Origin of the sequence: Burkholderia sp. 4NA327C6 (genome assembly GCF_005502655.1) — a bacterium.
Classification (GTDB): Bacteria; Pseudomonadota; Gammaproteobacteria; order Burkholderiales; family Burkholderiaceae; genus Burkholderia; species Burkholderia contaminans.
Window position 1 is genome coordinate 38,315 of sequence record NZ_SCNZ01000010.1, and the last position, 25,600, is coordinate 63,914.

Consider the following 25,600-nt stretch of genomic DNA (forward strand, 5'->3'; position numbering starts at 1 on the left):
GCGGCCCGCGCGTTACTGGGCCGCGGAGGCCGCTGCCTGCGACGCGCCGTGCCTGTGTTCGCCGCGATGGCCGCCGGCGCCCGATGCGCCCGACGCCGCACCGGCGCCGCGTGCGCCCGACGCGCCTTTCGGCTTGTCGGCCGGGATCGAGATCTTCGCGCCTTCGCGCAGGCGGTCGGAGCCGTCGGTCACCACGCGCTCGCCGACCGACACGCCGCTGACGATGCTGGTGCGTTCGCCGTCGACCGGGCCGATCGTGACCTTGCGCACGGTCACCGTGTTGTCGGGCTTCACGACGTAGACGAACTGGCCGATCGAGCCGGTCAGCACGGCCGAGGTCGGCACGATCGTCGCGTTGCGCAGCACGTCGACGAGCAGGCGCGTGTTCACGAACTGATTCGGGAACAGCATGCCTTCCTTGTTATCGAAGTTCGCGCGCAGCTTGACGGTACCCGTGCTCGTGTCGATCTGGTTGTCGAGCGTCGCGAGCGAACCCGTCTCGAGCGGCACCGTGTTGTTGCGGTTGTACGCGGTGACCGACAGCTTCTGGCCCGCGTTCACCTGCTTGAGGATCTGCGGCAGGTTGTCTTCCGACGTGGTGAAGATCACGCTCATCGGCTGCAGCTGCGTGATCACGACGAGGCCGTTGGTATCGCCCGGCGTCACGTAGTTGCCGGGGTCGACCTGGCGCAGGCCGACGCGGCCCGACACCGGCGCGGTGATGCGCGCATACGTGAGGTTCAGCTTCGCGGAATCGATCGCGGCCTGGTCGGTCTTCACCGCGCCTTCGTATTGCTTGACGAGGGATGCCTGCGTGTCGACGGTCTGCGACGCGATGGAGTCCTGCGACAGCAGCGTCTGGTAGCGCTTCAGGTCGAGGCGGGCCGTCGCGAGCAGCGCCGAGTCGCGCGCGTGCGTGCCTTCGGCGTTCTCGAGCGCGACCTGGTACGGGCGCGGGTCGATCTGCGCGAGCAGGTCGCCCTTCTTGACGATCTGGCCTTCCTGGAACGCGACCGACTGCAGGTAGCCCGACAGCTGCGTCTTGACCGTGACGTTCGCGAGCGGCGTGACGGTGCCGAGCGCGGACAGCACGATCGGCATCTCGCCCTGGGTCGCGGTCGCGACCTGCACGGGCTGCGGAACGTTCGCCATCGCGGCGGGGCCGCCACGGCCGCGGTGGCCGCCGGCGCCACTGGCCGCGCTTGCGCCCGCACCGCCCGCACTGCTGCCGGACGCCGGCGTGCGGTTCCACGGATGCCACCACAGCAGGCCGCCGATGACGACGACCGCGAGTGCGCCGGCCATCAGCGTGCGGCGCGGGCGCCGCGCGGCGGGCGACGCAGGGTCTTTCGAAGGGGGCGTGGGCTTTTGTTCGTTATCCATCGTGATCTGTCAGGAAGACGGCGCGGCGGGCCGGAAATCGGACTGCTGGGCTGCGCGTGGGCGAGCGGTGCCGGGGAGGGGGCGCCCGGCTCGGTCCGGGCCCCCGCCGGTATGCGCGGGAAAAGAGCGGTGCGCACCGCGAGTGCGGCGCGACGATGGGCATGATCCTACGTCCCGTCCCCGTTACAGTCCAGTGGTCTATCTTTCAACGGGTTACGGTCGTTACAGAACGCGACAGTACGATGACGAAACGATTACACGCCGATGCGACGGGCCGGTGCGCCGCCGATCTCGCGGGTGATTTTCGCGATGCATTCGTGCAGCGCGGGTACCACGTGTTCGTTGAGCCATTCGGGCGGGCACTGGTGCGACGCGCCTCCGCAATTCACCGAATAGCGTTGGCCCGACGGACCGACGAAACCGGCCGCGACGGCATTCAGGCCCTCGCGCCATTCGCCGATCGCGATCGCGTGGCCGTCGCGCATCGCATCGTCCAGCGCGGGGGTCAGGCGGGCGGACACATGCGGCCAGTCGTCGCCCGCCGTGGTGCGCAGCGACTCGAGCAGCAGGCGGCGTTCGTCGTCCTCGAGTGCGGCGAGGTACGCGCGGCCGACCGCGGTGCGCGCGATGTCCATCCGCGAGCCGATCTCGAGGCGCGTGACGAGCACGGCCGAGCGTGGACGGATCACGTCGATCGCGACCATGTCGAGCCGGTCGCGTACCGCGAGGTGCACGGACAGCGACGTGCGTTCGGCCAGCTCGATCATGAACGGCCGCGAACGCGCGCGGATGTCGAAGTTGCGCAGGAAGCCGTGGCTCAGCTCGAGCACCGACGCGGTGAGCACGAAGCGCTCGCTGTCGGGCAACTGGAACAGGAAGCCGGCGCTGACGAGCGTCGCGGTGATGCGCGAAACGGTCGGCTTCGGGATGCCGGTCAGTTCGGTCAGCTCGCGGTTGCTGACGGGCGCGTCGGCCGCCGCGATGCGGCGCAGCACGGCAAGGCCGCGGGCGAGGGCGGTGATCTCGTCGGGCGACGATTCACGGTCCCGCGACGCGGGAGGGGTTACAGTTGTCGACACGAGGGATTCTCTCTAATTCCGAAACTCGATTTCAATTTTGTTGGAATTGTAGGACTATTGTCAAAGGATGCATGTTCCGCTGGTGAACCGGTCATTGGATGATATTTTACGGGTTCACCCTTGGTTTATTAGGAAAACGCTCAACTGAGCGTTGCCAGAAAGTGCATGAATCGGTGCAAATACCGCTTGACTTGTCGGGCGGAAACGGAAAGAATGTCTCACGTTTTCGAAACATCGTTTCAAGAGTTTAACCGGCAACGATGTTTCGCGCAGTCTCTCAGGTTCTAGCACGGCCCTCGGAATGGCTAGAACTTTTTTAGCGCCACGGTCTCCGTGGCGCTTTTTTTTGCCCGTTTTCCGGCGACCGCCCGGTTTGCCGCGATCGAAAGCCCGCCGCTTCGCTGCATCGGGGCCGGCACCGCTTGCCGCGTCCTGCACGATCCACCGCCTGCCCCCGCGATTTTAATTAATTTCTGCTATCGGGAAAATTCCGGCAATACGTCGCCGGTCGTCGTGCCCGTTGCATCGGATCCCTCCCGTGCCCCGGCGAGTCTGCCCGAACGTCGCACGTCCATCCGTGCGGAGCATGTTGCCCCTGCGTGTGCCGGAGCCCCCCTATGCAAAAGTAGGGGGGTGACCCATCCCGGCCGGACGCGCACATCTGCAGAATCCAGATACGGGCCGATGCGAAGACTTCGCCGGCCCGCGTCCGCAGCACAGCATGACGCCCAGCCCGTATCGCTGGTTGACCCCTTGGATGGAGGTCATATGTTCAGTACCCGCGCGTGTTGCAGCAGTGTGGCGGCACTGTTGCTCCTGATGTGCGCCGTTCCCTCGTTCGCCCAGTCGTTCCGGGTCCAGTGCCCGTTCACCACGCCGTCGCACCCGACCGCGCTGGCGCCCGGTGTCGGCGAACCCGCTTACACGAAGCCGACCTATACCGGCCAGAATTCCACGTCGACCGGCGCGGTGAACGGCGCGATCAAGTGCCAGCAGATCTCGGGCGGCGACGGCTACGCGACGATGGCCAACGGCGTGCAGACCTACCTGTTCGCGTTCGGCCCGCTGTCCGGGCTCGCGGACGTGAAGGCCGGGCTGCCGGGCACGGAGCTCGCGTCGGTGTTCAACACCGTCGGCGACCCCAGGACGGACCCGACCTACAACGGCGCGGTCGGCCTCGCGCCCGATCCGGATGCCGGCGGCGCGCTGACCGGCCACGTCGATCCGCGCCCGATCATGGACATCGGCGTGATGAACGGCAACCAGCCCGCGCCGATGATGGCGATCGACGAGGACGACGAGTTCTTCCTCACGCTCACGAACGTCGGGATGATCATGCGCCCGGACCTGTTCGAGAAGCATACGGTGCACTTCCACGGCTATCCGAACGCGTCGTCGTTCTATGACGGCGTGCCGGACGCGTCGGTCGCGATCAACATCGGCGCGAGCTTCACGTACTACTATCTCGCGCCGGATGCGGGCACCTATTTCTGGCACTGCCACATCACGCCGCCGGAGCACCTGCAGATGGGCATGGTCGGCCAGATCTACGTGCGGCCGCGCCAGGACCGGGTGCCGAAGGGCGTGTCGCTGTACGAGGCGCTGGTGACGCAGCAGTCGGACCTGCGCACGCGCTGCGGCAACGACATCCTGTGCTCGACGCCGCTGCCGCCGCAGAACAACGGCCTCGTGCGGGCGGCCAACGCCAACATTCCGGCGACCACGCCCGAGACGCTGTCGCTCTACGCGTACAACGACGGCGACGGCTCGACCGCGTACGACGTCGAGTATCCGATCCAGATCCATGGCTTCGATCCGAACTTCCACTTCGTCGGCATGACGTTCAATCCCGAGCCGTTCACCGACATGAAGGACAAGTTCTTCCTGCTGAACGGCCGCAGCTATCCGGACACGGTGACCGCAGGGGCGATGTCGACGCCCGCGTCCGACAGTGCGATGCATCCGTCGCAACCGCTGCCGACGCTGGTCAACATTCCGGCCGGCGGCCGCGCGCTGTTGCGGATCTCGGATCTCGACGTGACCGAATACCAGACGCTGGCGTCGCTCGGCATCCCGATGCACGTGATCGCGCTCAACGCCCGCATGTTGCGCGACATGGCCGGCAACAACATGGCCTACGACACGAACTCGATCACGCTCGGAGGCGGCGAGTCGCTCGACCTGATTCTCGACGCGAGCGACAAGACGAAGTACCACTCGGGCCAGATTTTCTATCTGTACACGCCGAACCTCGATCACCTGTCGAACGATCAGGAGAACTTCGGCGGCCTGATGACCGAGGTCCACATCTGCAGCGCGGTGGATCCGGTCACGAAGCATTGCACTCTTTGATGACCAGGGGCCGCCCGCATCATCGGGCGGGCCCCGGCCGGGAAGTCCTGCCCTGAGGAGAAAAGCCGTGGGACACATCACTCATCATGCCTGGACCGCGACGCTCGCCCGTCTCGGACGGCTCGCACGCGTCGGTGTCGCGACGCTCGCCGCGTTGCTGTCGGTGCACGCGCACGCCGCCGCGCCGGGCATCACCGGCAAGGTCTTCAACCTCACGGCCCAGGAAGCGCGCATCACCCAGCCCGACGGCACGAGCGTCTATTCGTGGGGCTACGGCTGCGCGGCGACCAGCGCGACGCCGCTCGTCTTCTCGCCGTCGACGATTACCGGCGCGACCTGTCCGACGATGCAGATTCCCGGTCCGACGCTGATCGTCAGGCAGGGCGACATCATCACGGTGACCCTGACCAACAACCTGCCGGCGGCGGCCGGCAACACGTCGATGCTGTTTCCCGGCTTCGTCGTGTGCACGGGCACACTGAGCCCGGACGGCAAGACCTGCACCGGCACCTCCGGCGTGGCGGGGCTGCTGGCGCAGGAAGCGCAGCACGGCGCGACGGTCACCTACACGTTCGTTGCAGCGACGCCCGGCACGCATACGTACTACAGCGGCACGCAGGGCGACCTGCAGATCGAGATGGGGCTGTACGGCGCGATCATCGTGCTGCCGAACACGGCAGCCAACACGGCGGGCTGCATGGCGCTGCCGGATTCGGGCAGGCCGTTCGGCCAGCGCGATTTCCGCAACGCAGTGGCGGCATTCGACAACAGCGCCGCGTGCTATGACCGTGAGTATCTTTTTCAGTTCTCCGAAATGGATCCGCGCATCCATCAACAGGCGGAGCAGCAGGTCGCGGCCAATACGTCGTGCACGAAGCCGACCGGTTGCATGACGGTCGAGACCGAGCCTTATCATCCGGCGTATTTCATGGTCAACGGCCGCTCGATGCCGGACGACATGGATCCGAACTACGCGCCGCAGTACCCGCACCAGCCGTACAACGGCAACCCGCACATGCATCCGGGCGAACTGGTGCTGCTGCGAATCATCGGCACCGGCCGCTGGCAGCATCCGTTCCACGAGCACGGCAATCACGTGCGCGTGCTCGCGCGCGACGGCAACCTGTTGCTCAGCCCGGTCGACCCGAGCCACCCGGCGAACCCGCGGCTGCCGGCCGGCCCGCTGCTGTTCACGACCACCACGACGCCGGGCACCACGCTGGACGGGATCTTCTACTGGACCGGCAAGGGCCTGAACTGGGACGTCTACGCGCACTATCCGGGCGACGGTTCGGTGTGCGTGCCTGACGCGAACGGCTACTACACGACGGCGTCGAACCCGCCGGCGCCGCGCAGCGCGCCGAACTACTACGAGTGGTGCCAGGACCACGGCAAGGCGCTCGAGAAGGCGCCGTTCGGCAAGGTCGCCAGCGGCGGCCCGGTCACGCTGCCGGACTCGAACATCCTGACGAACGGTTTCTGGTATGGCGGCAGTCCGTATCTCGGGCCGGACGCGACCGTGCGTGCGACGGCGCCGACCGGCACGTCGCCGCCCAGCAACACGATCCTGAACCCGCCGGCGACGGAAGCAGGCTTCGCGTTCATGTGGCACTCGCATAACGAGCGCGAGATCACGACGAACAACATCTTCCCGGGCGGAATGATGATGATGATGCTCGTTGATCCTCCGGTATTTCCGATCGACGAATCCAATTAGGGGTGGGGAGAAAGACGATGAGATCCACCAAGCTCACGGCGACGCTCCTTGATCTGTTCAAGGCGGGGGTCGCGGCATCCATCTTGCTGACGGCAGGCGAAGCCTGTTTCGCGCAAGCGGTCGTCAATCTGACGGCGAAGGCGTCCACGGCGATGATGCCGGACGGGCAGGCCGTGCCGATGTGGGGCTACAGCTGCACGCCGGCTGCCGTGGCGACGGTGCCGGCCGCGAATGCGACCTGCGCGGCGGCGAATCCGGCCGCCGGCGCGAACTGGTCGCCGGTGGTCGTCACCGTGCCGGCCGGGCAGCTGCAGATCAACCTGACGAACAACCTGCCTGCGCCCGTGCCGACCTCGCTCGTCATCGTCGGCCAGCTGGGCGGCGGTCTGGGCGACAAGCCGACGACCACGCCGAGCCCGGTCCATCCGACGCAGACGGCCACGAGCTGGCCGACCGTCACGGCGACCTCGACCGCGCCGATGGCATCGTTCGTGCCGCCCGCGCAGGGGCCGCGCGTGCAGTCGTTCGGGACCGAGGTGGCGCCGTCGACCGATCCGAAATCGCACACGACGCTCACGTGGACCAATCTCAAGCCCGGCACGTACCTGCTCGAGTCGGGCACGCACCCGTCGATCCAGGGGCCGATGGGCCTCTACGGGGTGCTGGTGGTGACGAGCCCGAGCGTCCCCAGCTCGACGTGCGCATCGACGAAACAGGCCTATCCGAATTCGGTGTCCTGCTATGACGCCGACGTGCCGCTCGTGATGAGCGAGATCGATCCGGTGCAGAACGCCGCGGTCGCCGCGGCCGTCGCGACCAAGGGCTTCAGCGAAACCGCCGCGTGGTCGGGCCAGCCCGGCGGCTGCGGCGACTCGAAGTCGGTCACGTTCGGCACCTGCTATCCGCCGGTGGTGAACTACGATCCGCGCTACTACCTGATCAACGGCGTGGCCTTCGATCGCACCAACCCGAACGCGTCGGCCTTCCCGCCGAGCGCGACGGTGCCGCCGTCGACCGGGCAGGTGCTCGTGCGCCTGGTGAATGCCGGGCTGCGCATGCACGTTCCGGCCGTGGTCGGCGCGCAAACGGGCAATCCGTCCGTTCCCGGCTTCACGCTGATCGCCGAGGACGGCAACGTGATTCCCGGCGCCGCGCGCATCCAGAATGCCGTGTTCATGGCGGCCGGCAAGACCTACGACCTGATGCTGAACGCGCCGGCCGCGGGGGCGATGCCGGTGTACGACCGGCAGTTGAGCCTGTCGACCAACAACATGCGCGATGGCGGGATGCAAGGCTACATCGCGGTGAACAACGCCCAACCGTCGGCGACCGCCGGCATCGGCGAAACGCCGACCGCCGCGGGCGCGAACTATTACTTCGTGCCGGGCACGACGCTGAGCGTGTCGGATCCGGCCAAGGGCGTGATCGCGAACGACTCCGGCGTGTACGGCGTGAAGGTCCAGACGCCGCCCGCGAGCGGCACGCTCACGTTGAACACGGACGGTACGTTCACGTATCTGTCGAGCAGCACGGCGAACGACAGCTTCGTCTATCAATCGACCAACGGCACGCCGCCGGTCACGGCGAAGGTGACGTTGACCGCCTGCACCACGAGCAACAAGTGCCTGTCGGTCCCGACGGCCGGCAATGCGAGTTTCGCGAGCAACATCGCGTCGCAGATCCAGGTCGGCGCGCCCGGCGTGCTCGCCAGCGCGAGCGATCCGGCCGGGTTGCCGCTCACCGCGCAAATCGTCGCGTCGAGCGCGACGAACGGCACCGTGACGCTGAATCCGGACGGCTCGTTTACCGCGGTGCCGGCGACGCCGCGGGTCGGCAGCGGCGCGGCCGCGCAGACGATGACGTTCCAGTACAAGGTCACCAACACGCAGATGCAGACGAGCGCGAATGCGGGGACGGTGACCGTGACGTTCAATCCCGGCAGCGGGCTGGTCGTGAACGTGATGGACGCGCCGAGCATGGCGCCGGATGCGACTGCGCCGAACAAGGCGGTCAAGCTCACCGACTATCGCTGGATCATCGAGGAAGACCGCACGATGCAGATCGATCCGGCCTGCCAGGTGAATTCCGCGACGGGAAGGCCGGCGAACTGCCCGCCGCTGCCGGTCCCGAGCCTCGGCACGAACTTCCATACGAGCTACATGCCGGTGGTGGCGTCGGGCTGCGTCGGCACCGTCGCATGTGAATCCGGGCAGACCGTGTACGACCCGGTGTCCAACACGCACCTGCCGACCGTGTGCGACGTCGGCAACGGCGCGTGCCGCACGGGCACGAACGTATCGCAACAGACGCCGGTCGATCCGAAGTACGTGGCGCTCGATCCGGCCAAGCACTACTACATCTCGATCCTGCCGGGCGATGCCGGCAACACGTTCACGAACGGCGGCGGCGTGTCGCCCGACGGCAAGCGGCAATTCAGCATCGCGCTCGACTGCCCGTCGGGCCCGAGCGGCGCGGACTTCGCGCCGGGCACCGGCAAGTGCGGCCACAGCATGGGGGGGGCGCCGATCGCGCCCGCGCAGATCGCGGCGGCGAAGGCCGGACAGACCGGTGCGGGACAGGCCGGACAGCTCAACGTGCTGCTGACGGAAACGCCGTACCAGACCGCGAAGCTGTCGGTGTTCGTGTTCGAGGACGACGCGCCGCTGAACGGCGAAGTGGACGTCAGCGGCGGGTCCGACGGATTCGGCACCGCGCGCGAGCCGGGCCTCGGCGGATTCGAGATCAAGCTCTGGGACGATGCGGGCGGCACCGGCGACCCGACCGGACAGATGACCTACGACATGTTCAACATGCCGCTGTCGAATTCGCTGCAGGGCACCATCGATCCGCTCACCGGGCTCAATGCATGCCCGATCTCGACGGCGACCGACGGCCTGGTCGGCATGATTCCGACCTGCCCGAAATACGAATCGGACGGCAAGACGCTGTCGCCGCTCGTCGGCCAGGCCATCATCGCCAACCTGATGCCGGGCCGCTACGGCGTGATCGCGACACCGGCGGCCGACCGTATCGGCCGCGGCGAGGAATGGCTGCAGACCAACACGCTCGACGGACAGAAGGCGCACGACGCGTTCATCAAGGTCGGCGGCCCCGCTTACTTCCAGGAGTTCGGGCCGGCCGGCTACCACGTGTCGATCGGCTTCGCGAATCCGAAGATCATCAACGCGCGCAGGACCAACGCGGCCAAGACCGGGATATGCGACACCGGCCCGTGCCCGAACACGCTCACGGGCCGCGTGACGAACCTGCACTACAGCCGCCCGCCGAACGAGAACCTGTACAGCAGCGGTTCGCGCGATTCGCTGGCGTTCTCGCAATGCTATGTGAGCGTCGGCGATCCGGACAGCGAGGATTACGGCTTCACGAAATGCGACAGCCAGGGGCGGTTCACGATCAGCGGGCTGCCGAGCGGCACGACGCGCATCACCGTGTTCGATCAATGGAACGACCAGATCGTCGACGGGCTGGCCAAGGCGGTCCAGTTGCCCGCGGCCAACGGGAGCACGACGGTCGACATCGGCGACCTGGCGGTGCTGCAGTGGCATACGAACCTCTATACGCGGACCTTCATCGACCTGCACGGCGACGGCGTCTCGCATCCGGACGACCCCGGCATCGCGCTGGCGTCGGTCAACATGCGGTTCCGCGACGGCAGCTTCTCGAACTTCAATGCGACCGACGGCAATGGTTACGCGCCGTTCAACGAAGTGTTTCCGCTGTTCAACTGGTATGTGGTCGACGACGACCTGACGCGCTTCAAGCCGACCGGCACGCACGTGGTGTATGACGCGGGCGGCCCGGTGGACGGCACCAACTCTGCCGGCAGCGGGCACTCGACGCTGGCCGCGAACTTCGCGAACACGGCAGAAACCCTGCCGCTGCCGGCGAACCTGCATGTGCCGGGCGCCCGGTATTGTGCGGACGCGGATTGCGCGTCGACCGGCAGCGGTTCGACCGGGCGGGTCGATCCGCCCTGGGTGACCACGGAGGCATGGCAGGGCTTCTCCGGCCAGAACTCGTTCATCGAGTACGGCAAGACGCCGTTCGCGAAGGGCGAGAACGGCGGGATACGCGGCGAGGTGATCTACGCGTCGACGCGGCCGTTCGACGATCCGACGCTGCTGATCCACACGAAGTGGACACCCAACGTGCCGAACGTCACGGTCAACCTGTACCAGGAGGGCACGGCCACGGACGGCACGACCAACCTGACGCTGGTGGACACGACCAAGACGGCGAGCTGGGACGACTGGGCGCAGGGCTTCCGCGCGGACGGCGTGACGCCGAACATGAACTGCCCGGGCCAGGATCCGAACGACCCGTTCTACTTCACGCTGAAGAACAGCACCAACTGGCTCGATCCGCAACATCGCCAGCTGCCCGCGAACGCGCAGTACAAGTGCTACGACGGCATGCATGCGTTCAACCAGATCCAGCCGGCGCCGTATGACGGGATGTACAAGTTCCCGAGCGTGACCGCGACGGATGCGAACGGCAAGCCGGTCGCGTCGAACTGCACGATCTGTGTCGGGAAGAACCCCGTCGACGGCACGCCGATGCTGCCTGCCGGCAAGTACGTGGTGGAAATCATCGTGCCGCCGGGCTACGAACTGGTGAAGGAGGAAGACAAGAACATCCTGATCGGCGACAACTACATCGCTCCGGTGACGCAGCAGTTCGCCGGCATCGGCGCGGTCTTCATCCTGCCCGACCAGGCCGCGGTGAATTCGACGTACAACAAGAACAACCCGCAGAACCCGACCACGAACCTCGGTTCGACGCCGCATGCCGAAGGCGACACCGGCAGCGTCGAGCGGTTCTGGCCGTGCGTCGGCGAGTTGCGCATCGTGCCGGACTACATCAGCCTGTTCCCGGGATCGAAGGAAGTCGCACCGTTCGCGGGCGCTTCCCGGCATCTGTGCGACCGCAAGGAGGTGATGCTGACCGACGAGGAATCGGTGCTCGCGAAGTTCTGGATTTTCAGCTCGACGCACGTCGCGGCGCACTACACGGGCTTCATGCTCGACGACTTCTCGTCGGAGTTCGACCCGTATTCGCCGCAGTTCGGCGAGAAGTTCGCCGTGCCGAACGTGCCGATCTCGTTCAAGGATTTCTCCGGCAACGAAACCTCGCGCACCTATACGGATCAATGGGGCATCTATAACGGACTGACGTTCTCGACCTGGGAAGTGAACCCGCCGAACCCGACCGGCTATGCGCCGACGATGATGGTCACGTGCATGAACGATCCGGGCCCGATCCCCGATCCGCTGCACCCCGGCAAGACGATGACCGATCCGCTGTACAACCCGGCATACAGCCAGTTCTGTTACGAGATTCCGTTCATGCCCGGACAGACGCAGTACATGGATACGCCGGTGGTGCCGGTGCAGTCCTTCGCGGACGGCTATAACCAGCCCGACTGCGCGTATCCGGATGCGACGCCGGCGATCTCGAGTGTGACCGGCGATGCGATCGGCACCGGTGCGGGCCCGTGGGTCAGCGCGCCCGGCAAGCAGCTGACGATCAACGCGCTGGGCGACCAGCAGGTGGTGAACCACGCGTACACGGGGCCGAGCCAGACCACGGCGCCGTTCAACCAGAAGTACGTCACGCGCCATTACGGCTTCGGCGCGTCGCAGGGTACCGGCTCGGTCACGATCGCGGGCGTCACTGCGCCGGTCGTGTCGTGGAGCGACTCGAAGATCGTGGTGCTCGCGCCCGACCTGAGCCTTCCGTTGCTCCCGTCGCTGAAGGTGCCGTCGACCTGCACGATCCAGCAGATGGGCGCGCCCGCGACGCAGTGCGGCGAACTCGTGATCACGGCCGGCAACGGCAAGCGGTCGATCGACGCGGTCACGGTGACGATCGGCGGCAAGGCGCCGACCTACGTGAGCGGCGAGAACGGCGCGAGCAATGCGCTGCAGACGGCGATCAACAATGCGAGCGCGGGCGACATGATCGTCGTCGGTCCGGGTACGTACAACGAGATGCTGGTGATGTGGAAGCCGGTGCGGCTGCAAGGCGTGGGCGCCGCGTCGGTGACGATCAATGCGAATACGCATCCGTCCGGCAAGCTCGATCCGTGGCGCAGGCTGATCGCGTGCCTGTTCGGCACGTCGCTGAACGGCGGGATGATTTCGGCCACGTACGACCCGACGAAGCCGATCTCGTCGACCAACAACCCGTACGATCCGTCAGGCGCCTACCAGTGCCCGGCGCAGATGCAGGGGCACGTGGATCCGATTCCGTTCGAGCCGACCGTCGGCTGGGACAGCAGTCAGAACGGCAACCTGGGCGAGCTGCTGATCGAGCCGTCACTGCTGGGCGCGTATGAAGGCGCCGGCATCACGGTGCTGGCCAAGGGCGTGCAGCCGAGCACGAACTGCACCGCGAACGGCGTCTGCACGATGCTCACCGCGCACGACTGCACGACGGACCCGAACAACCTGAACTACGGCAACTTCCTGTGCAACCCGTCGCGCATCGACGGGGTCACGGTCACCAACAGCTCGCAGGGCGGCGGCGGGATCTTCCTGCACGGCTGGAACCATTACACGGAGGTATCGAACAACCGCGTGACCGGCAATGCCGGCACGCTGTCGGGCGGCATCACGGTCGGCCTGGTGGAAGTGCCGGACGGCAACATCGCCGCGGACGGCGTGACGCAGTTGCCGTTCATGTACAACACGTTCGTCAACGTTCACCACAACGCCGTCACGGCAAACGCGTCGTATGGCGACGAGATCAACTCGACCACGCCGTCTTCGGCCGGCGGCGTGACCCTGTGCTCGGGCGCCGACTACTACCGCTTCAACTACAACTGGGTCTGCGGCAACATGAGCAGCGGTGACGGCGGCGGCGTCGCGCATTTCGGGTTCAGCTACAACGGCGACCTGTCGCACAACGTGGTGTTGTTCAACCAGAGCAACAACCCGACGTTGCCGACGTACGGCGGCGGGATCATCGCGCAGGGGGTGCCGCCCGACGGCACGTTCTGCGAGAACGCGACCGTCGACGTCGATTGCGCGCCGCAACTGTCCGACGGCATCGGCCCGAATCTCGTGATCGACGGCAACCTGATCATGGGCAATACGGCGGAAAGCGGGAAGGGCGGCGGGCTGCGGCTGCAGAACGTCAACGGCACGGACGTGCAACGCAATCTCGGGAACCCGAACAACTGGTACCAGGTGCGCGTCATCAACAACATCATCGCGGACAACGTGGCCGGCTGGTCGGGCGGCGGCGTGTCGCTGCAGGATGCGGTGCGCGTCAGCTTCATCAACAACACGGTGATCGCGAACGATGCGACGGCGTCGGCGGGCGTGCTCTTCAATACGCCGGCCGCGGCGCAGTCGAACGTCGCGCCGCCGGGATGCACGAGCAGCCCGAACAGCGCGGAATCGACCTGTACGAGTTTCATCGAGACATCGACGCAGCAGCCGGCCGGACTGGAGACGACGACGCATACGCAGAACCTGATGGCGGCGTTCGTCCCGCCCGCGGGTTTCACGGGGCAAGTCACCTGTCCCGCGAACGCGCCGAACTGCACGAAGTTCTCGAATCCGGTGCTGAGCAACAACCTGTTCTGGCAAAACCGCTCGTTCTACATCTCGGTGAGTTCGCAGCCGAACCCGAACATCCCCGGTGTGCAGAACGCGGTCACGCTGAACCCGATCCTGAACCAGAAAGGGCAATCGACCGGCTTCTGCGTGACGGGCGGCACGACTCCGCCGTTCTACTGGGACATCGGCGCGTACGGCGACACCGGGCCGGCCAATCACCAGTCCGGGCTGACCATGAATCCGCAGTACTCGATCATGACCAGCACGGCGGGCTACGCCGCGACCAACAAGGCAACGGACCCGCAGACGATCAGCCAGTACTGCAACGGCTCGCGCGTGCCGCCGGAAGCCGGTGGGAACGGCTTTGCCGTGCCGCCCGGGATCGCCGACGCGGTGTTGCCGAACCCGTTGTTCGGGCTGATGCCGTCGGCCACGCCCGATGAAGGCAACCAGTGGATCAACATGTCGTACGGGCCGCTGTCGCTGTTCAACGAGGCGCTCCAGCCGGGCAGTGCCGGCTACAACGTGATGATGGGCAACTACTCGATCAAGGGCACGTCGCCGGCGATCGGGGCGGCCACGGCATCCGGCGCGCCGAACCACGACTTCTTCGGCACGCCGCGGCCGCAAGGCAACGGCTACGACATCGGCGCGGTCGAGTACGTGGCGCCCGGCCTGCTCGGCGGCCTGCTCAGTGGCGGTACGCCGATCGACCCGCTCGCATTGGGGAGCCAGCCGACCGGCCTGGCCGCGCTTATCCCTGGAGGCGGCGGAATTCCGGGTGTCGGCGGCATCCCGGGCGGCGGTGGCATCCCGGGTGTCGGCGGAATTCCGGGTGGCGGTGGCATTCCGGGTGTCGGTGGAATTCCGGGCGTCGGTGGAATTCCGGGCGTCGGTGGCATTCCGGGTGTCGGCGGAATTCCGGGTGTCGGCGGAATTCCGGGCGTCGGTGGCATCCCGGGTGTCGGCGGCATCCCGGGCATCGGCGGAATCCCGGCGATCTTCAGCCGTAATGCGCCGCTGCCGCCGATCACGGCGCCAGCGCTGAGGCGGCCGCTTGCAGGGGCGCGGCTGGCTTCGCCGGTGACCCGGCCGCTGCCGGCCGGCGCGTTGGCGCAGTCTCCGGCGCTGGCGCGGCCGCAATCGGGTGCGCTGCTGCAGGCCCCGACCCGGACGACGCCGCGCGCCCGCACGCAGACGCCTGGGCAAACGCCTGCGCAGACCCGCGCGCTGCCGCCCGTGCGGCTGCCGGCGCCGACCCCGGCGCAGGCGCTGCCCGCGCCGCTCACGGGAGCGATGCAATGAAACGGGCGGCCGTCCGTGCGGCATCGATGCTGCTGCTCGCGGGCGCTGCCTGCCTCGCCGCGGTCCGGCCGCAGCCGGCCGCGGCCGGGCAGGATGCGCCGGCCGGCCCCGTGGCCGCCCGGCACTCGCCTTACCTGCCGGTGAGCCTGCCGCGGCAGGCGAAGGCCTATTACCAGATGGCGAAGGGCATCGACAACTTGCACGTGCGCAGCACCGCGTCCGGCAACCTGATCCGTTTCAGCTACCGCGTGACCGATCCCGACAAGGCGCGGCTGCTCGGCGACACGAAAGCGACCGTCTACCTGTACGGCGAAACGAGCCACGCGATGCTCGCGATTCCGGTGATGGACCAGATCGGCGCGCTGCGCCAGACCGGTCAGCTCGAGACCGGACACGAATACTGGATGGTGTTTTCCAACAAGGGAGGGCCGATCAAGCGCGGCGAACGGGTCAGCATCCTGATCGATTCGCTGCACATCGACGGGCTGGTGGTCGAGTAATCACATACATGCGCATGCCGTCGCGCATCGGCAACGGGCGGCCTGCATGCGGGGAGAGCAGTCATGAACCGGTTTCTTTTCAAGTCGATTTCGGCGGCGTGTGCCGCCGGCTTGTTGACTTGCGGCCAGGTCGCATCCGCGGCCTCGGCGGCGGGGAATGCGCAGGAGGCGTCGGCGTCGCACATGGACGCGGCGCAGATCGCCGAGCGCAATGCGGCGGCCCATGGCGGGCTGCAGGCGTGGCGGGCGGTGTCGTCGATCAGGATGACGGGGCAGCTCGATGCGGGCGGCACGAAGAACGTCAGGCTGCCGTTTACGCTGACGTTGAAGCGTCCGCGCAAGAGTCGGCTCGAGATCCAGTTCGAGCAGCAAACGGCGCTGCAGGTGTACGACGGCGCGCAGGGCTGGCTGGTCAGGCCGTACCTCGGCCGCAACGACGTCGAGCCGTATACGCCGGCGCAGCTCAAGTCCGCCGCGTCATCGGCCGAACTCGACGGGCCGCTGATCGATTACGCGGCCAAGGGCACCACGATCCAGGCGCTCGGCACGGAGCAGGTGGAAGGGCATCGCGCGTATGTGCTGAAGCTGACGTCGAAGGAGGGCGCGACGCGCCGCCTGTGGGTCGACGCGTCGAGCTTTCTCGAACTGAAGATCGACGGCGAGCCGCGCGTGCTGGACGGCAAGACGCACAGCGTCGCCGTGTTCTATCGCGATTACAGGAAGGAGAACGGCCTCGTCATGCCGCACACGCTCGAGACCGTAGTGAGCGGCGTCAAGGGAGCGCACCGGATCACGATCGAGCATGTCGCGCTCAACGAGCCGGCCGACGACACGATGTTCGGCAAGCCGCCGCTCACCTTCGCGAAAGCGCCGAGTCACCCGGCCGAGACCCGGACGAGGTGACGGCCATGGGACGGATCGGATCGTGGGTGCTCGCCGGCTGCGCGATGGCGGCCTTGTGCGGGTGCGAGCAATTGCCGGGGCAGGGCCTCGGCGTGGACCAGATCGTCGAGAAGAACATCGCGGCGAGAGGCGGGCTCGACGCGTGGCGCAAGGTCCAGACGATGGTCTGGTCGGGCCATGTGGACAGCCCGAACGCGCCGGTGCGCAGCATGCCGTTCATCCTGGCGATGAAGCGCCCGAACAAGACGCGCTTCGAGATCACCGTGCTCAACCAGAAGGCCGTGCGCGTGTTCGATGGCCGCGAAGGCTGGAAACAGGCCGCGAGCGGCAGCGCCGGCGTGCGGCCGTATACGCCGGGCGAGCTGATGTCCGCGCGCGACGAGCAGGTGATCGACGGCCCGCTGTTCGACCACGATGCGAAGGGCATCGGCGTGACGCTGGAGGGCGTCGACCCGATCGGCGGGCACGATGCATACCGCCTGGCGGTGAAGTTGCCGTCCGGCGCGGTACGGCATGTGTGGATCGACGGGCGGAGTTTCCTGGACGTGAAGGCCGACCGCCAGGTGCGCGGGCCGAGCGGCCCGCTCACGGTGGAGGTGAACTACGGCAACTTCAAGCTCATCGACGGCCTGCAAATCCCGCTCAGGATCGAGAGCGGAACGGCAGCCTCGCCGACCAAGGACACGCTGATCATCGACAAGGTGTCGCTGAATCCGCCGCTCGACGATGCGCTCTTCGGCCGGCCCGTGTCGCCGGGCGGACGCCGTGCGGCGTCGATCGATGCGCGCGTGTCGGCGGCCCCGCCGGGCGTAGCCCGGCCGACGGCACGGCCATGAACGGCATCCGGGGGCGAGCGCGCGCCCTCGCGGCGGCGTGGCCGCCGGCCTCGCGCGGGCGGCTGGCGCGGTGGCTGGTGCTGGCCGCGTTGTGCGCAAGCGCGGGCCACGCGATCGGCGGCGAGCCGGCGGCACCCGTCGTGCCCGCGGACGCGGGAGAAGCCATCTTCCAGCGTGGCATCCTCGGTTCCGGTGCGCCGCTCGAAGCCGTGCATCAGGACGGCGTGCGCCTGCAAGGCGCCGCTGCTGCCTGCATCAATTGCCATCGGCGCAGCGGGCTGGGCTCGAAGGAAGGCAACAACATCATTCCGCCGATCACGTGGCGCTACCTGGTGCATCCGCGCGCGCAGACCGCCGAGGATCTCGATATCCCGTACGTTCCCGGCATGCGCGCCGATCGCGAGCCGTACACGGAAGAACGGCTCGCGCGCGCCGTGCGTGACGGAATCGATCCGGAGGGCAGGCCGCTCGGCAGACTGATGCCGCAATACGCGCTCGGCGACGCCGACATGGCCGCGCTGACCGGCTATCTGAAGCGTCTCGATCGCCGCACGCCGTCGGGCGTGACCGACACGGTGCTGCATTTCGCGACGATCGTCACGCCGGACGCGGACCCGGTGAAGCGGGCGGGCATGCTCGACGTCCTGCAGCACTACTTCGCGGACAAGAACGCGTTTCCGTTCGGCACGACGCCGCCGCTGCGTTCCACGCGAAAAATGATGTTCATGGTCAATCGCCGCTGGGAACTGCACGTGTGGGAACTGAACGGGCCGCCGGACACGTGGCGCGCGCAGTTGACGCAGTTTCTCGCCCGGCAGCCGGTGCTGGCCGTGGTGTCGGGGCTCGGCGGCAGGAACTGGGCGCCCGTTCACGATTTCTGCGAGGCGCAGGCCGTGCCCTGCCTCTTTCCGAACGTCGAGGTGCCGGTCGAAGCCGAGCACGATTTCTACTCGGTGTACTTCTCGCGCGGCGTGCTGCTCGAGTCGGACCTGATCGCGAAGCGCGTGCTGGACGAAGTCGGCGCGCGGCCGGTGAAGACGGTCAGGCAAGTCTATCGCGCGGGCGACAACGGCGAGCGTGGCGCACAGGCGCTGGCCGCCGCGCTGAAGGCGCGCGGCATCGCGGTGTCGAATCATGCGCTCGCACCGCACGACGGCGTCGCGCACGCGTTGCGCGGGATGCCGCGCGACGATGTGCTCGTGCTGTGGCTGAGGCCGCCCGATCTCGCGGCGCTCGAGCATGTGCCGCCGGCGGTGGACACCGTGTTCATGTCGGGGCTGCTCGGCGGGCTCGACAGCACGCCGCTCCCGACGAGCTGGCGCGCCGTCACGCGCGTTGCCTATCCGTTCGACTTGCCCGAAGGGCGGCGCGTGCGCGTCGACTACGCGTTCGGCTGGTTCACGATCCGGAAGATTCCGATGGTCGCGCCGCAGGTGCAGGCGGATACCTATCTCGCGTGCGGCCTGCTCGCCGAGACGCTGAGCCACGTGGTCGACGCGTTCGTGCGCGAGTATCTCGTCGAGCGCATCCAGGACATGCTCGAACGCCGCATCCTGACCGGCTACTACCCGCGCCTGACGCTCGCGACCGGGCAGCGCTTCGCGTCGAAGGGCGGCTATATCGTCCGGTTCGCCGGGCCGGACCGCACGAAGATCTCCGCCGACGGAGACTGGATCGTTCCCTGAGCAGTCGCGCGCCTTCGGATGGAGTAGGAAACAGGCTGCGTATGGAGGGAGTCGCCCCATGTCGGTTTCGATGCGTGCATCGCACACTGGAGACATCGTGCGACATGGCGATGTCGCGCCGAGGCATCGCGGCATACGATGCGGGGAGGGAAACCGTCATGACTACGTTCCTGGCCGGCCATGAGGTTCGACATCGCCGGGCACGTCGCGGCTGGCTGGCCGCGCTCGCGGTGCTCGCGTTGCTGCAATTGCCCGTCGCGCACGCGTTGCCGATCTTCGCGCGCCAGACCGGGCAGAGCTGCGTCGCGTGCCATGCCGGCGGACAGTTTCCGGAACTCACGCCGTACGGGCGCATGTTCAAGCTGAACGGCTACACGTTCGGAGAACGCACGATTCCGCTTGCCGCGATGGCGATTGGCGACCTGAGCAAGACGCGCTACAACAGCGATTCCAGCGGCGCGCCGATCAACCCCAAGGACGGCCTGCCGATCTTCGACTTCGCGAGCGTGTTCCTCGCCGGGAAGATTACCGACCATCTCGGCGGCTTCGCGCAGTTCACCTACATCGCCCACGATCATCAGGACGGCGACGGGCGATGGAAAGGCCACTGGACGTCCGACAATACCGACTTCCGCTTCGTCGACCGGATCATGACGTCGGCGAACGACCTGATCGTCGGCTTGACGGTGCACAACAACCCGACCGTGCAGGACGTATTCAACACCGCACCGGCATGGGGTTACCCGTACGTCTCGTCGACCATCAGCCCGGTGGCGAAGATCCCGAACCTGCCCTTGCTCGAAAGCGGGTCGCTCGCGACGCAGGCGGTCGGCACCGGCGCCTACGTGTACTGGAACAGCCTGCTGTACGCGGAGCTGACCACCTACAGCACCGCGGACGGCATCTGGTCGTTCCTGAGCCACGGGAACAACGAAGGGAACCCGAATCACCCGCAGATCTATCTGCGCGGCTACAACCCGTATGCGCGCATCGCGCTGACCCACGATTGGGGGCCGCATAGCGTGATGGTCGGCGCATTCGGCTTCAGCGTCGACGTCTACCCGAACGACGCGAACAATTTCCCGATTTTCGGGACCGGCGTCACGCGTTTTCGCGACTATGGTCTCGACGCGCAATACGAGTACTTGCTCGAGCCGCACACGATCACCGCACAAGCACGCTACGTGCGCGAAAACATTCACGATCCGAACAATTTCATCGTGAGCGACAACACGTCCGCGAACCTGAATTCGTTGCGGCTCAAGGCGTCGTACGTCTACCAGGCCAAGTACGGCGTCAGCCTGTCGTTCTTCAACACGACGGGCACCGCGGACAGTACTGCCTATGCGGCAAGCGCGAACTTCCATCCGAATACGCAGGGCTGGACGCCGGAAATATTCTGGATGCCGGATCAACACGTGCGCGTCGGCATCCAGTACACGCATTTCACCAAGTACCTCGGCGCGACGACCAACTACGACGGCAACGGACGCAATGCGAGGGACAACGATACGTTGTTCGTCTATCTATGGCTCGCTTCGTTCTGACATCGGGCGGGGCGACGGGCGTTGCAGCAGGGAGAGCGCTGACATGAACAAGGTGACCCATTTCGCATGGCTTGCGCTGGTGCTGGCGGCATCGGGTTGTCACGACCTGGAGCGGTCGCGGGAAGTCGACAATCCGGTCGTATCGGGCAGGACCATCGCGCTGCAGGTGTGCTCGAACTGCCACGGCGCGACCGGCGTGTCGGTGTCGCCGATGTTTCCGAAGCTCGCCGGACAGCGCAAGGAATACCTCGTCGATCAGTTGACGGACTTCAAGCATCACGCGCGCGCCGATCCGAATGCGAAGCGCTACATGTGGGGATTCACGCATCTGACCGATGCGCAGATCGACGAGATCGCCGACTATTTTTCGGGCCAGCCGCCGGTCCTCGGCGCGTCCGACGATCACGCGCTGCTCGATGCGGGCAAGGCGATCTTCGTGTCGGGGTTGCCCGACAAGGGCGTGTCGGCGTGTGTCGGGTGTCATGGCCAGCATGGCGAGGGCATGAGCCGGTTCCCGCGGCTCGCCGGCCAGCACGCGGACTACGTGCTGAAGCAACTGAGGGTTTTCCGGGAAACCGACTCGCGGCCGCGCGGCGCTGTCATGAAGTCGGTGTGCGCGAACATGACCGAGCAGGACATGCGCGCCGTCGCGGCGTACGTCGAGGCGTTTCCGCTGGAAGCCGACGCACCGCCGACCCCGGCGGCCGCGCAATGAGCACGTGCCGCTGAATCGGCGTCGCGTGCGGCGGGTGCCGCGCAGCGGGCAGACGAACGGCGCCGGCGTCGACCATTTGGGTGTCTCGTCTTCCCCGGGGCGGGGCACCTTTTTTTAAAACTGGCAGTTCCATTTCGGTGACGCACATGAAGGCCATTCAAACCCCGCGCGGCGGCATGGCGTCCGTCGCCGCGTCGCTGCATCGGCGGCTTCGTGCGCCGGCCGTGGCTCGCTCGCGCGAGCCGGGCGACGACCGCTCGTTCCTCGCGCGCCTGTCGGTCGTCGACTGGCTGTTCGCCCTGGCGCTCGTGGCGGGCGCGGGCCATGCGCTCGTGCACTACCACGCGTACATGGATGACTACGACAAGGCGGTGATGATCGGCACCGTGCCGGCGCTCATCGTGCTCGGTTGGCGCTGGAAGCCTGCGCGGCTGATGATGGCGTCGATCGCCGTGCTGGCGCTGCTGTCGATCCAGATCTACCAGGGCGATCTCGCGCGTGCCGATTCGGCGTTCTTCCTCAAGTACTTCCTGTCGAGCCAGTCGGCGATCCTGTGGATGAGCGCGTTGTTCGTGCTCGCGACGATCTTCTACTGGATCGGCTTGCTCGCGCGCTCGGCGTCGGGTTCCGCGATCGGGCAGAAGCTCACGTGGGTCGCCGTGCTGATGGGCTTCACCGGCCTGATGGTGCGCTGGTACGAGTCCTACCTGATCGGGGCGGACGTCGGGCACATTCCGGTGTCGAACCTGTATGAGGTGTTCGTCCTGTTCAGCCTGATCACCGCGCTGCTGTATCTGTATTACGAAGGCCACTACGGCACGCGCGCGCTCGGCGCGTTCGTGCTGCTGGTGATCAGCGCGGCCGTCGGCTTCCTGATGTGGTACTCGGTCGCGCGCGACGCGCAGCAGATCCAGCCGCTCGTACCGGCGCTGCAAAGCTGGTGGATGAAGATCCACGTGCCGGCGAACTTCATCGGCTACGGCAGCTTCGCGCTGTCGGCGATGGTGTCGGTTGCGTACCTGATGAAGGAGCGCGGCGTGCTCGCGGATCGCCTGCCGACGCTCGACGTGCTCCACGACGTGATGGTCAAGTCGATCGCGGTCGGTTTCGCGTTCTTCACGATCGCGACGATCCTCGGCGCGCTGTGGGCCGCCGAAGCATGGGGCGGCTACTGGAGCTGGGACCCGAAGGAAACCTGGGCGCTGATCGTGTGGTTGAACTACGCGGCGTGGCTGCACATGCGCCTGATGAAGGGCCTGCGCGGCACGGTGGCTGCATGGTGGGCGCTCACGGGCCTGCTCGTGACGACCTTCGCGTTCCTCGGCGTCAACATGTTCCTGTCCGGGCTGCACAGCTACGGGCGGCTCTGACGCGCGCACGGTGGCGCCTACCGTGTTCTACCCATGCACTTTGGCGAGCATTACCACTACAAGCCGGATGCGCGCCGAACCAGAATGTTTCAAGGGCGTATCGCCGCATTGCGCGGTGACGTAGGAGGAGCCATGAGACGCGTCTATTACCTGTTGCCGACGACGCAATGCGCGCAGTCGGTCGTCGGCGAGTTGCTGTCGATGCGAATCGAGTGGCGACATATCCATTGCCTCGCGAATCACGCCGTGATGCGCGACGGGTTGCCGGAGGCGACGCTCGCGCAGCGCAGCGACCTGCTGCCGTCGCTCGCGCGCGGCACCGCCGTCGGCTTCGGGACCGGCATGCTGCTCGGGCTGCTCCTGATGGTGTTCCCGCCCGATGGTTTGCAGATCGGCGGCGGCGTCGTCGTGGCGATCACGCTGTTCGGCGCGGCCTTCGGCGCGTGGGTGGCGACGATGATCGGCGTCGACGTGCCGAGCACGCGCCTGAAGCGCTTCGAGGACGGCATCGAGCACGGTGAATTGCTGATGATGATCGACGTTCCGACCGACCGCGTTCACGAGATCGAAGACGCGATCAAGCTTCATCACACGGATGCGCATCTGCAGGGCGAAGATCCGACCATCCCGGCGTTTCCGTGATCGCCACCTGACCCGTCGGCCGGTGTCGCGCCGGCCGACGCCGGCGTTTCAACTCGCGGCGAGCAGCCGTTTGTAGCGCGCCAGGACGCGAGGCACGTACTCGCGCGTCTGCGGCATCGACGGAATGCGATAACCTGCCCGAATCACGGCGTTCTCCCCGGCATTGTAGGCAGCGAGCGTGAGCTCGACGTTCTCCTTGAACAGGTCGAGCAGGAAGCGCAGATACCGCGCGCCGGTCAGCACGTTGTCGCGCGGATCGAACATGTCGACGCCGGCGAAGCGCCGCGCCGTTTCCGGCATCAATTGCATGAGCCCGAGCGCGCCTTTGTCCGAGACGGCCTTCGGGTTGTATCCCGATTCGACGTCGATCACCGCGCGTAGGAGTTCGGGCGGAATATTGAACGACCGGCTTGCCTCGGCGATGACGTCCGCCAATGACGACGCGATCGCCGATTTCGGCGCGGCGCGCTTCGCTTCCGATGCGCTCGGCCTTTCGGCGGCGACGATCACTTTCAGATTGGCCGTGCCGGGCTCGTTGGTCAGGACGATGGCGCCATTGCTCGCCACCGTGCCGAAGATCTGCGCGTGCGCGGTGCACGACCACACCGAGCCGAATCCTGCGCATGCGGCAACGAGCGCTGTTCCCAATACGGATGAAGGGCGGCTATGCATCTTTCTGGCCTCCTGCATCTGCATTGTCGTTGCGGGTGCATCGGATCGGCAATGGGGCGACCTCCTACACTTCGATACCGCAAGCGACACCCCCGCGCCGCGATGCAAAACTGTTACAAAAGAAATCGCCGGTAATATCCGGTCGACGCGCGAAGTTGACGATTCTTACGCGGAATAGTTGGTTTCTGCTCAATGCACGCGCCGTTGCAGAATGATTTGTTTCCTGCGTGCCGGAAACGATCGCGTAGTCCCGCCATCGGTAGTCCTACTGATGGGACGCACACAATCAATTCGATTCAGCTATGAAACATTCCTGCCGCTGCGCCACGTTTCGGCGCAGGCGTGTGCGTCGCGGATGCTCGCACGCGGCGCGCTGGCGCGATCCTTGCACGTTGCACGGGTGTGACCCGTTGCTCGCGAGACAGGTCGCCAGACCGGACAAGGCAACCAGAACATGTCCGGCACCGTGCAAACGAGGCGTCGAGATCCGGCGTGGTGCAAGCGCGGAAAACTTGGGGGAAGCCGTGAATACAAAATGTCGCGTGATGATTGCAGAGGATCATGATCTGCTGCGAAACGGGCTACGGTCGATGCTTTCCGCGCAAGGCGACTACGAAGTGGTCGGCGAAGCGCGCGACGGCAAGGAAGCGTGCCACCTGGCCATGACGCTCGCGCCGGACCTGATCCTGATGGACCTGTCGATGCGCGGGATGAACGGTATCGATGCGAGTGCGACGATCAAGCGGCGTGTACCGACGATCCGCATCGTCGTGCTCACCGTGCATCAGAACGAGGAGTACGTGCGCGAGGCGCTGCGTGCAGGCGTCGAAGGCTACGTGCTCAAGGACGTTTCGTTTGACGAATTGCTGCTCGCGATGCGCATGGTCATGCAGGGAAAGCGGCACCTGAGCGCGGATGTGTACGGCTACATGGTCGACTCGTTCGTGACCGGCCGCGAAGCGCCCGCGCCCAAGAAGGCGTGGGACATCCTGACCGCGCGCGAACGCAGCGTGCTGAAGCTGATCGCGGAAGGGCGCACGAACCGGCAGGTCGGTCAGTACCTGAGCCTGAGCCCGAAGACGATCGAGAAGTACCGGGCGAGCATGATGCACAAGCTCCATCTCGCGAATCTGACGGAACTGGTGCTCGTCGCGATGAACATGGGTCTGTTGACCACGCTCGCGGCGAAATGCGCGGAAACCGATGTGGCCGACGTGCCGGCCAGGCCGGCCGTCGACGGCGTGCAGGTGCCGGACGCCGTCGCGCGGCTGGACGACTATCCCGCTGGCGGCGCGAAGCGCTGAGCGT

Annotated in this window: 15 protein-coding genes; 12 read left to right on the plus strand and 3 right to left on the minus strand. The window is 66.5% G+C overall.

Annotated features, from left to right (window positions below; translation table 11 throughout):
• Positions 1–12 precede the first annotated feature (12 nt).
• Positions 13–1,383, minus strand: coding sequence for an MdtA/MuxA family multidrug efflux RND transporter periplasmic adaptor subunit (locus tag FFS49_RS12700; RefSeq protein ID WP_039348213.1), 1,371 nt, complete (start codon positions 1,381–1,383; stop codon positions 13–15).
• A gap of 254 nt (positions 1,384–1,637) precedes the next feature.
• Positions 1,638–2,462, minus strand: coding sequence for an IclR family transcriptional regulator (locus FFS49_RS12705; protein ID WP_039348211.1), 825 nt, complete (start codon positions 2,460–2,462; stop codon positions 1,638–1,640).
• A gap of 768 nt (positions 2,463–3,230) precedes the next feature.
• Between FFS49_RS12705 and FFS49_RS12710 the strand changes: the two genes are divergently transcribed.
• The 11 genes from FFS49_RS12710 to FFS49_RS12765 all read left to right on the plus strand — a co-directional run bounded on the left by FFS49_RS12710 (position 3,231) and on the right by FFS49_RS12765 (position 23,620).
• Positions 3,231–4,814 (plus strand): multicopper oxidase family protein, encoded by a 1,584-nt coding sequence (locus FFS49_RS12710; RefSeq protein ID WP_039348209.1) that lies wholly within the window; start codon positions 3,231–3,233, stop codon positions 4,812–4,814.
• 67 nt (positions 4,815–4,881) lie between these two features.
• Complete coding sequence (locus FFS49_RS12715; protein WP_039348207.1) at positions 4,882–6,531, plus strand: multicopper oxidase family protein; 1,650 nt, start codon at positions 4,882–4,884, stop codon at positions 6,529–6,531.
• Between the two features lie 17 nt (positions 6,532–6,548).
• Positions 6,549–15,422, plus strand: a complete 8,874-nt coding sequence (locus tag FFS49_RS12720; RefSeq protein WP_226285434.1) for a choice-of-anchor Q domain-containing protein — start codon at positions 6,549–6,551, stop codon at positions 15,420–15,422.
• Positions 15,419–15,922, plus strand: coding sequence for a hypothetical protein (locus FFS49_RS12730; protein ID WP_137909907.1), 504 nt, complete (start codon positions 15,419–15,421; stop codon positions 15,920–15,922). Before FFS49_RS12720 ends, FFS49_RS12730 begins: the two co-directional genes overlap by 4 nt.
• A 63-nt stretch (positions 15,923–15,985) precedes the next feature.
• Entirely contained in the window at positions 15,986–16,825 is an 840-nt protein-coding gene (locus FFS49_RS12735; RefSeq protein ID WP_105816234.1) for an outer membrane lipoprotein-sorting protein, read from the plus strand.
• A 5-nt stretch (positions 16,826–16,830) separates the two neighbouring features.
• Complete coding sequence (locus FFS49_RS12740) at positions 16,831–17,661, plus strand: hypothetical protein (protein WP_039348198.1); 831 nt, start codon at positions 16,831–16,833, stop codon at positions 17,659–17,661.
• Positions 17,658–19,346 carry a c-type cytochrome gene (locus FFS49_RS12745; RefSeq protein ID WP_105816235.1) on the plus strand — a complete coding sequence of 563 codons (1,689 nt, stop codon included), beginning with the start codon at positions 17,658–17,660 and terminating at the stop codon, positions 19,344–19,346. The genes FFS49_RS12740 and FFS49_RS12745 overlap by 4 nt, the downstream gene beginning before the upstream one ends.
• Before the next feature lie 158 nt (positions 19,347–19,504).
• Complete coding sequence (locus FFS49_RS12750) at positions 19,505–20,893, plus strand: cytochrome C (RefSeq protein WP_105816238.1); 1,389 nt, start codon at positions 19,505–19,507, stop codon at positions 20,891–20,893.
• A 43-nt stretch (positions 20,894–20,936) separates the two neighbouring features.
• Complete coding sequence (locus FFS49_RS12755) at positions 20,937–21,608, plus strand: c-type cytochrome (protein WP_105816236.1); 672 nt, start codon at positions 20,937–20,939, stop codon at positions 21,606–21,608.
• A gap of 146 nt (positions 21,609–21,754) precedes the next feature.
• Positions 21,755–22,978 carry a c-type cytochrome biogenesis protein CcsB gene (gene ccsB, locus FFS49_RS12760; RefSeq protein WP_137951005.1) on the plus strand — a complete coding sequence of 408 codons (1,224 nt, stop codon included), beginning with the start codon at positions 21,755–21,757 and terminating at the stop codon, positions 22,976–22,978.
• Positions 22,979–23,110: 132 nt separating this feature from the next.
• A complete protein-coding gene (locus FFS49_RS12765; RefSeq protein ID WP_105815689.1) occupies positions 23,111–23,620 on the plus strand; it encodes a DUF1269 domain-containing protein in 510 nt (169 codons plus the stop codon).
• 48 nt (positions 23,621–23,668) lie between these two features.
• Here the strand turns inward: FFS49_RS12765 and FFS49_RS12770 are convergent, their stop codons facing one another.
• Positions 23,669–24,292 (minus strand): lytic transglycosylase domain-containing protein, encoded by a 624-nt coding sequence (locus FFS49_RS12770; protein WP_105815690.1) that lies wholly within the window; start codon positions 24,290–24,292, stop codon positions 23,669–23,671.
• Positions 24,293–24,816: 524 nt separating this feature from the next.
• Here FFS49_RS12770 and FFS49_RS12775 point away from each other — a divergent pair.
• A complete protein-coding gene (locus FFS49_RS12775; RefSeq protein ID WP_105815691.1) occupies positions 24,817–25,596 on the plus strand; it encodes a response regulator transcription factor in 780 nt (259 codons plus the stop codon).
• Positions 25,597–25,600 lie beyond the last annotated feature (4 nt).

Excerpts from the sequence above, each read along its gene's own strand:
- FFS49_RS12700 (WP_039348213.1), bottom strand. The coding sequence starts at position 1,383 with ATGGATAACGAACAAAAGCCCACGCCCCCTTCGAAAGACCCTGCGTCG.
- FFS49_RS12710 (WP_039348209.1), top strand. The coding sequence starts at position 3,231 with ATGTTCAGTACCCGCGCGTGTTGCAGCAGTGTGGCGGCACTGTTGCTC.
- FFS49_RS12720 (WP_226285434.1), top strand. The coding sequence starts at position 6,549 with ATGAGATCCACCAAGCTCACGGCGACGCTCCTTGATCTGTTCAAGGCG.
- FFS49_RS12730 (WP_137909907.1), top strand. The coding sequence starts at position 15,419 with ATGAAACGGGCGGCCGTCCGTGCGGCATCGATGCTGCTGCTCGCGGGC.
- FFS49_RS12735 (WP_105816234.1), top strand. The coding sequence starts at position 15,986 with ATGAACCGGTTTCTTTTCAAGTCGATTTCGGCGGCGTGTGCCGCCGGC.
- FFS49_RS12740 (WP_039348198.1), top strand. The coding sequence starts at position 16,831 with ATGGGACGGATCGGATCGTGGGTGCTCGCCGGCTGCGCGATGGCGGCC.
- FFS49_RS12745 (WP_105816235.1), top strand. The coding sequence starts at position 17,658 with ATGAACGGCATCCGGGGGCGAGCGCGCGCCCTCGCGGCGGCGTGGCCG.
- FFS49_RS12750 (WP_105816238.1), top strand. The coding sequence starts at position 19,505 with ATGACTACGTTCCTGGCCGGCCATGAGGTTCGACATCGCCGGGCACGT.
- FFS49_RS12755 (WP_105816236.1), top strand. The coding sequence starts at position 20,937 with ATGAACAAGGTGACCCATTTCGCATGGCTTGCGCTGGTGCTGGCGGCA.
- ccsB (WP_137951005.1), top strand. The coding sequence starts at position 21,755 with ATGAAGGCCATTCAAACCCCGCGCGGCGGCATGGCGTCCGTCGCCGCG.
- FFS49_RS12765 (WP_105815689.1), top strand. The coding sequence starts at position 23,111 with ATGAGACGCGTCTATTACCTGTTGCCGACGACGCAATGCGCGCAGTCG.
- FFS49_RS12770 (WP_105815690.1), bottom strand. The coding sequence starts at position 24,292 with ATGCATAGCCGCCCTTCATCCGTATTGGGAACAGCGCTCGTTGCCGCA.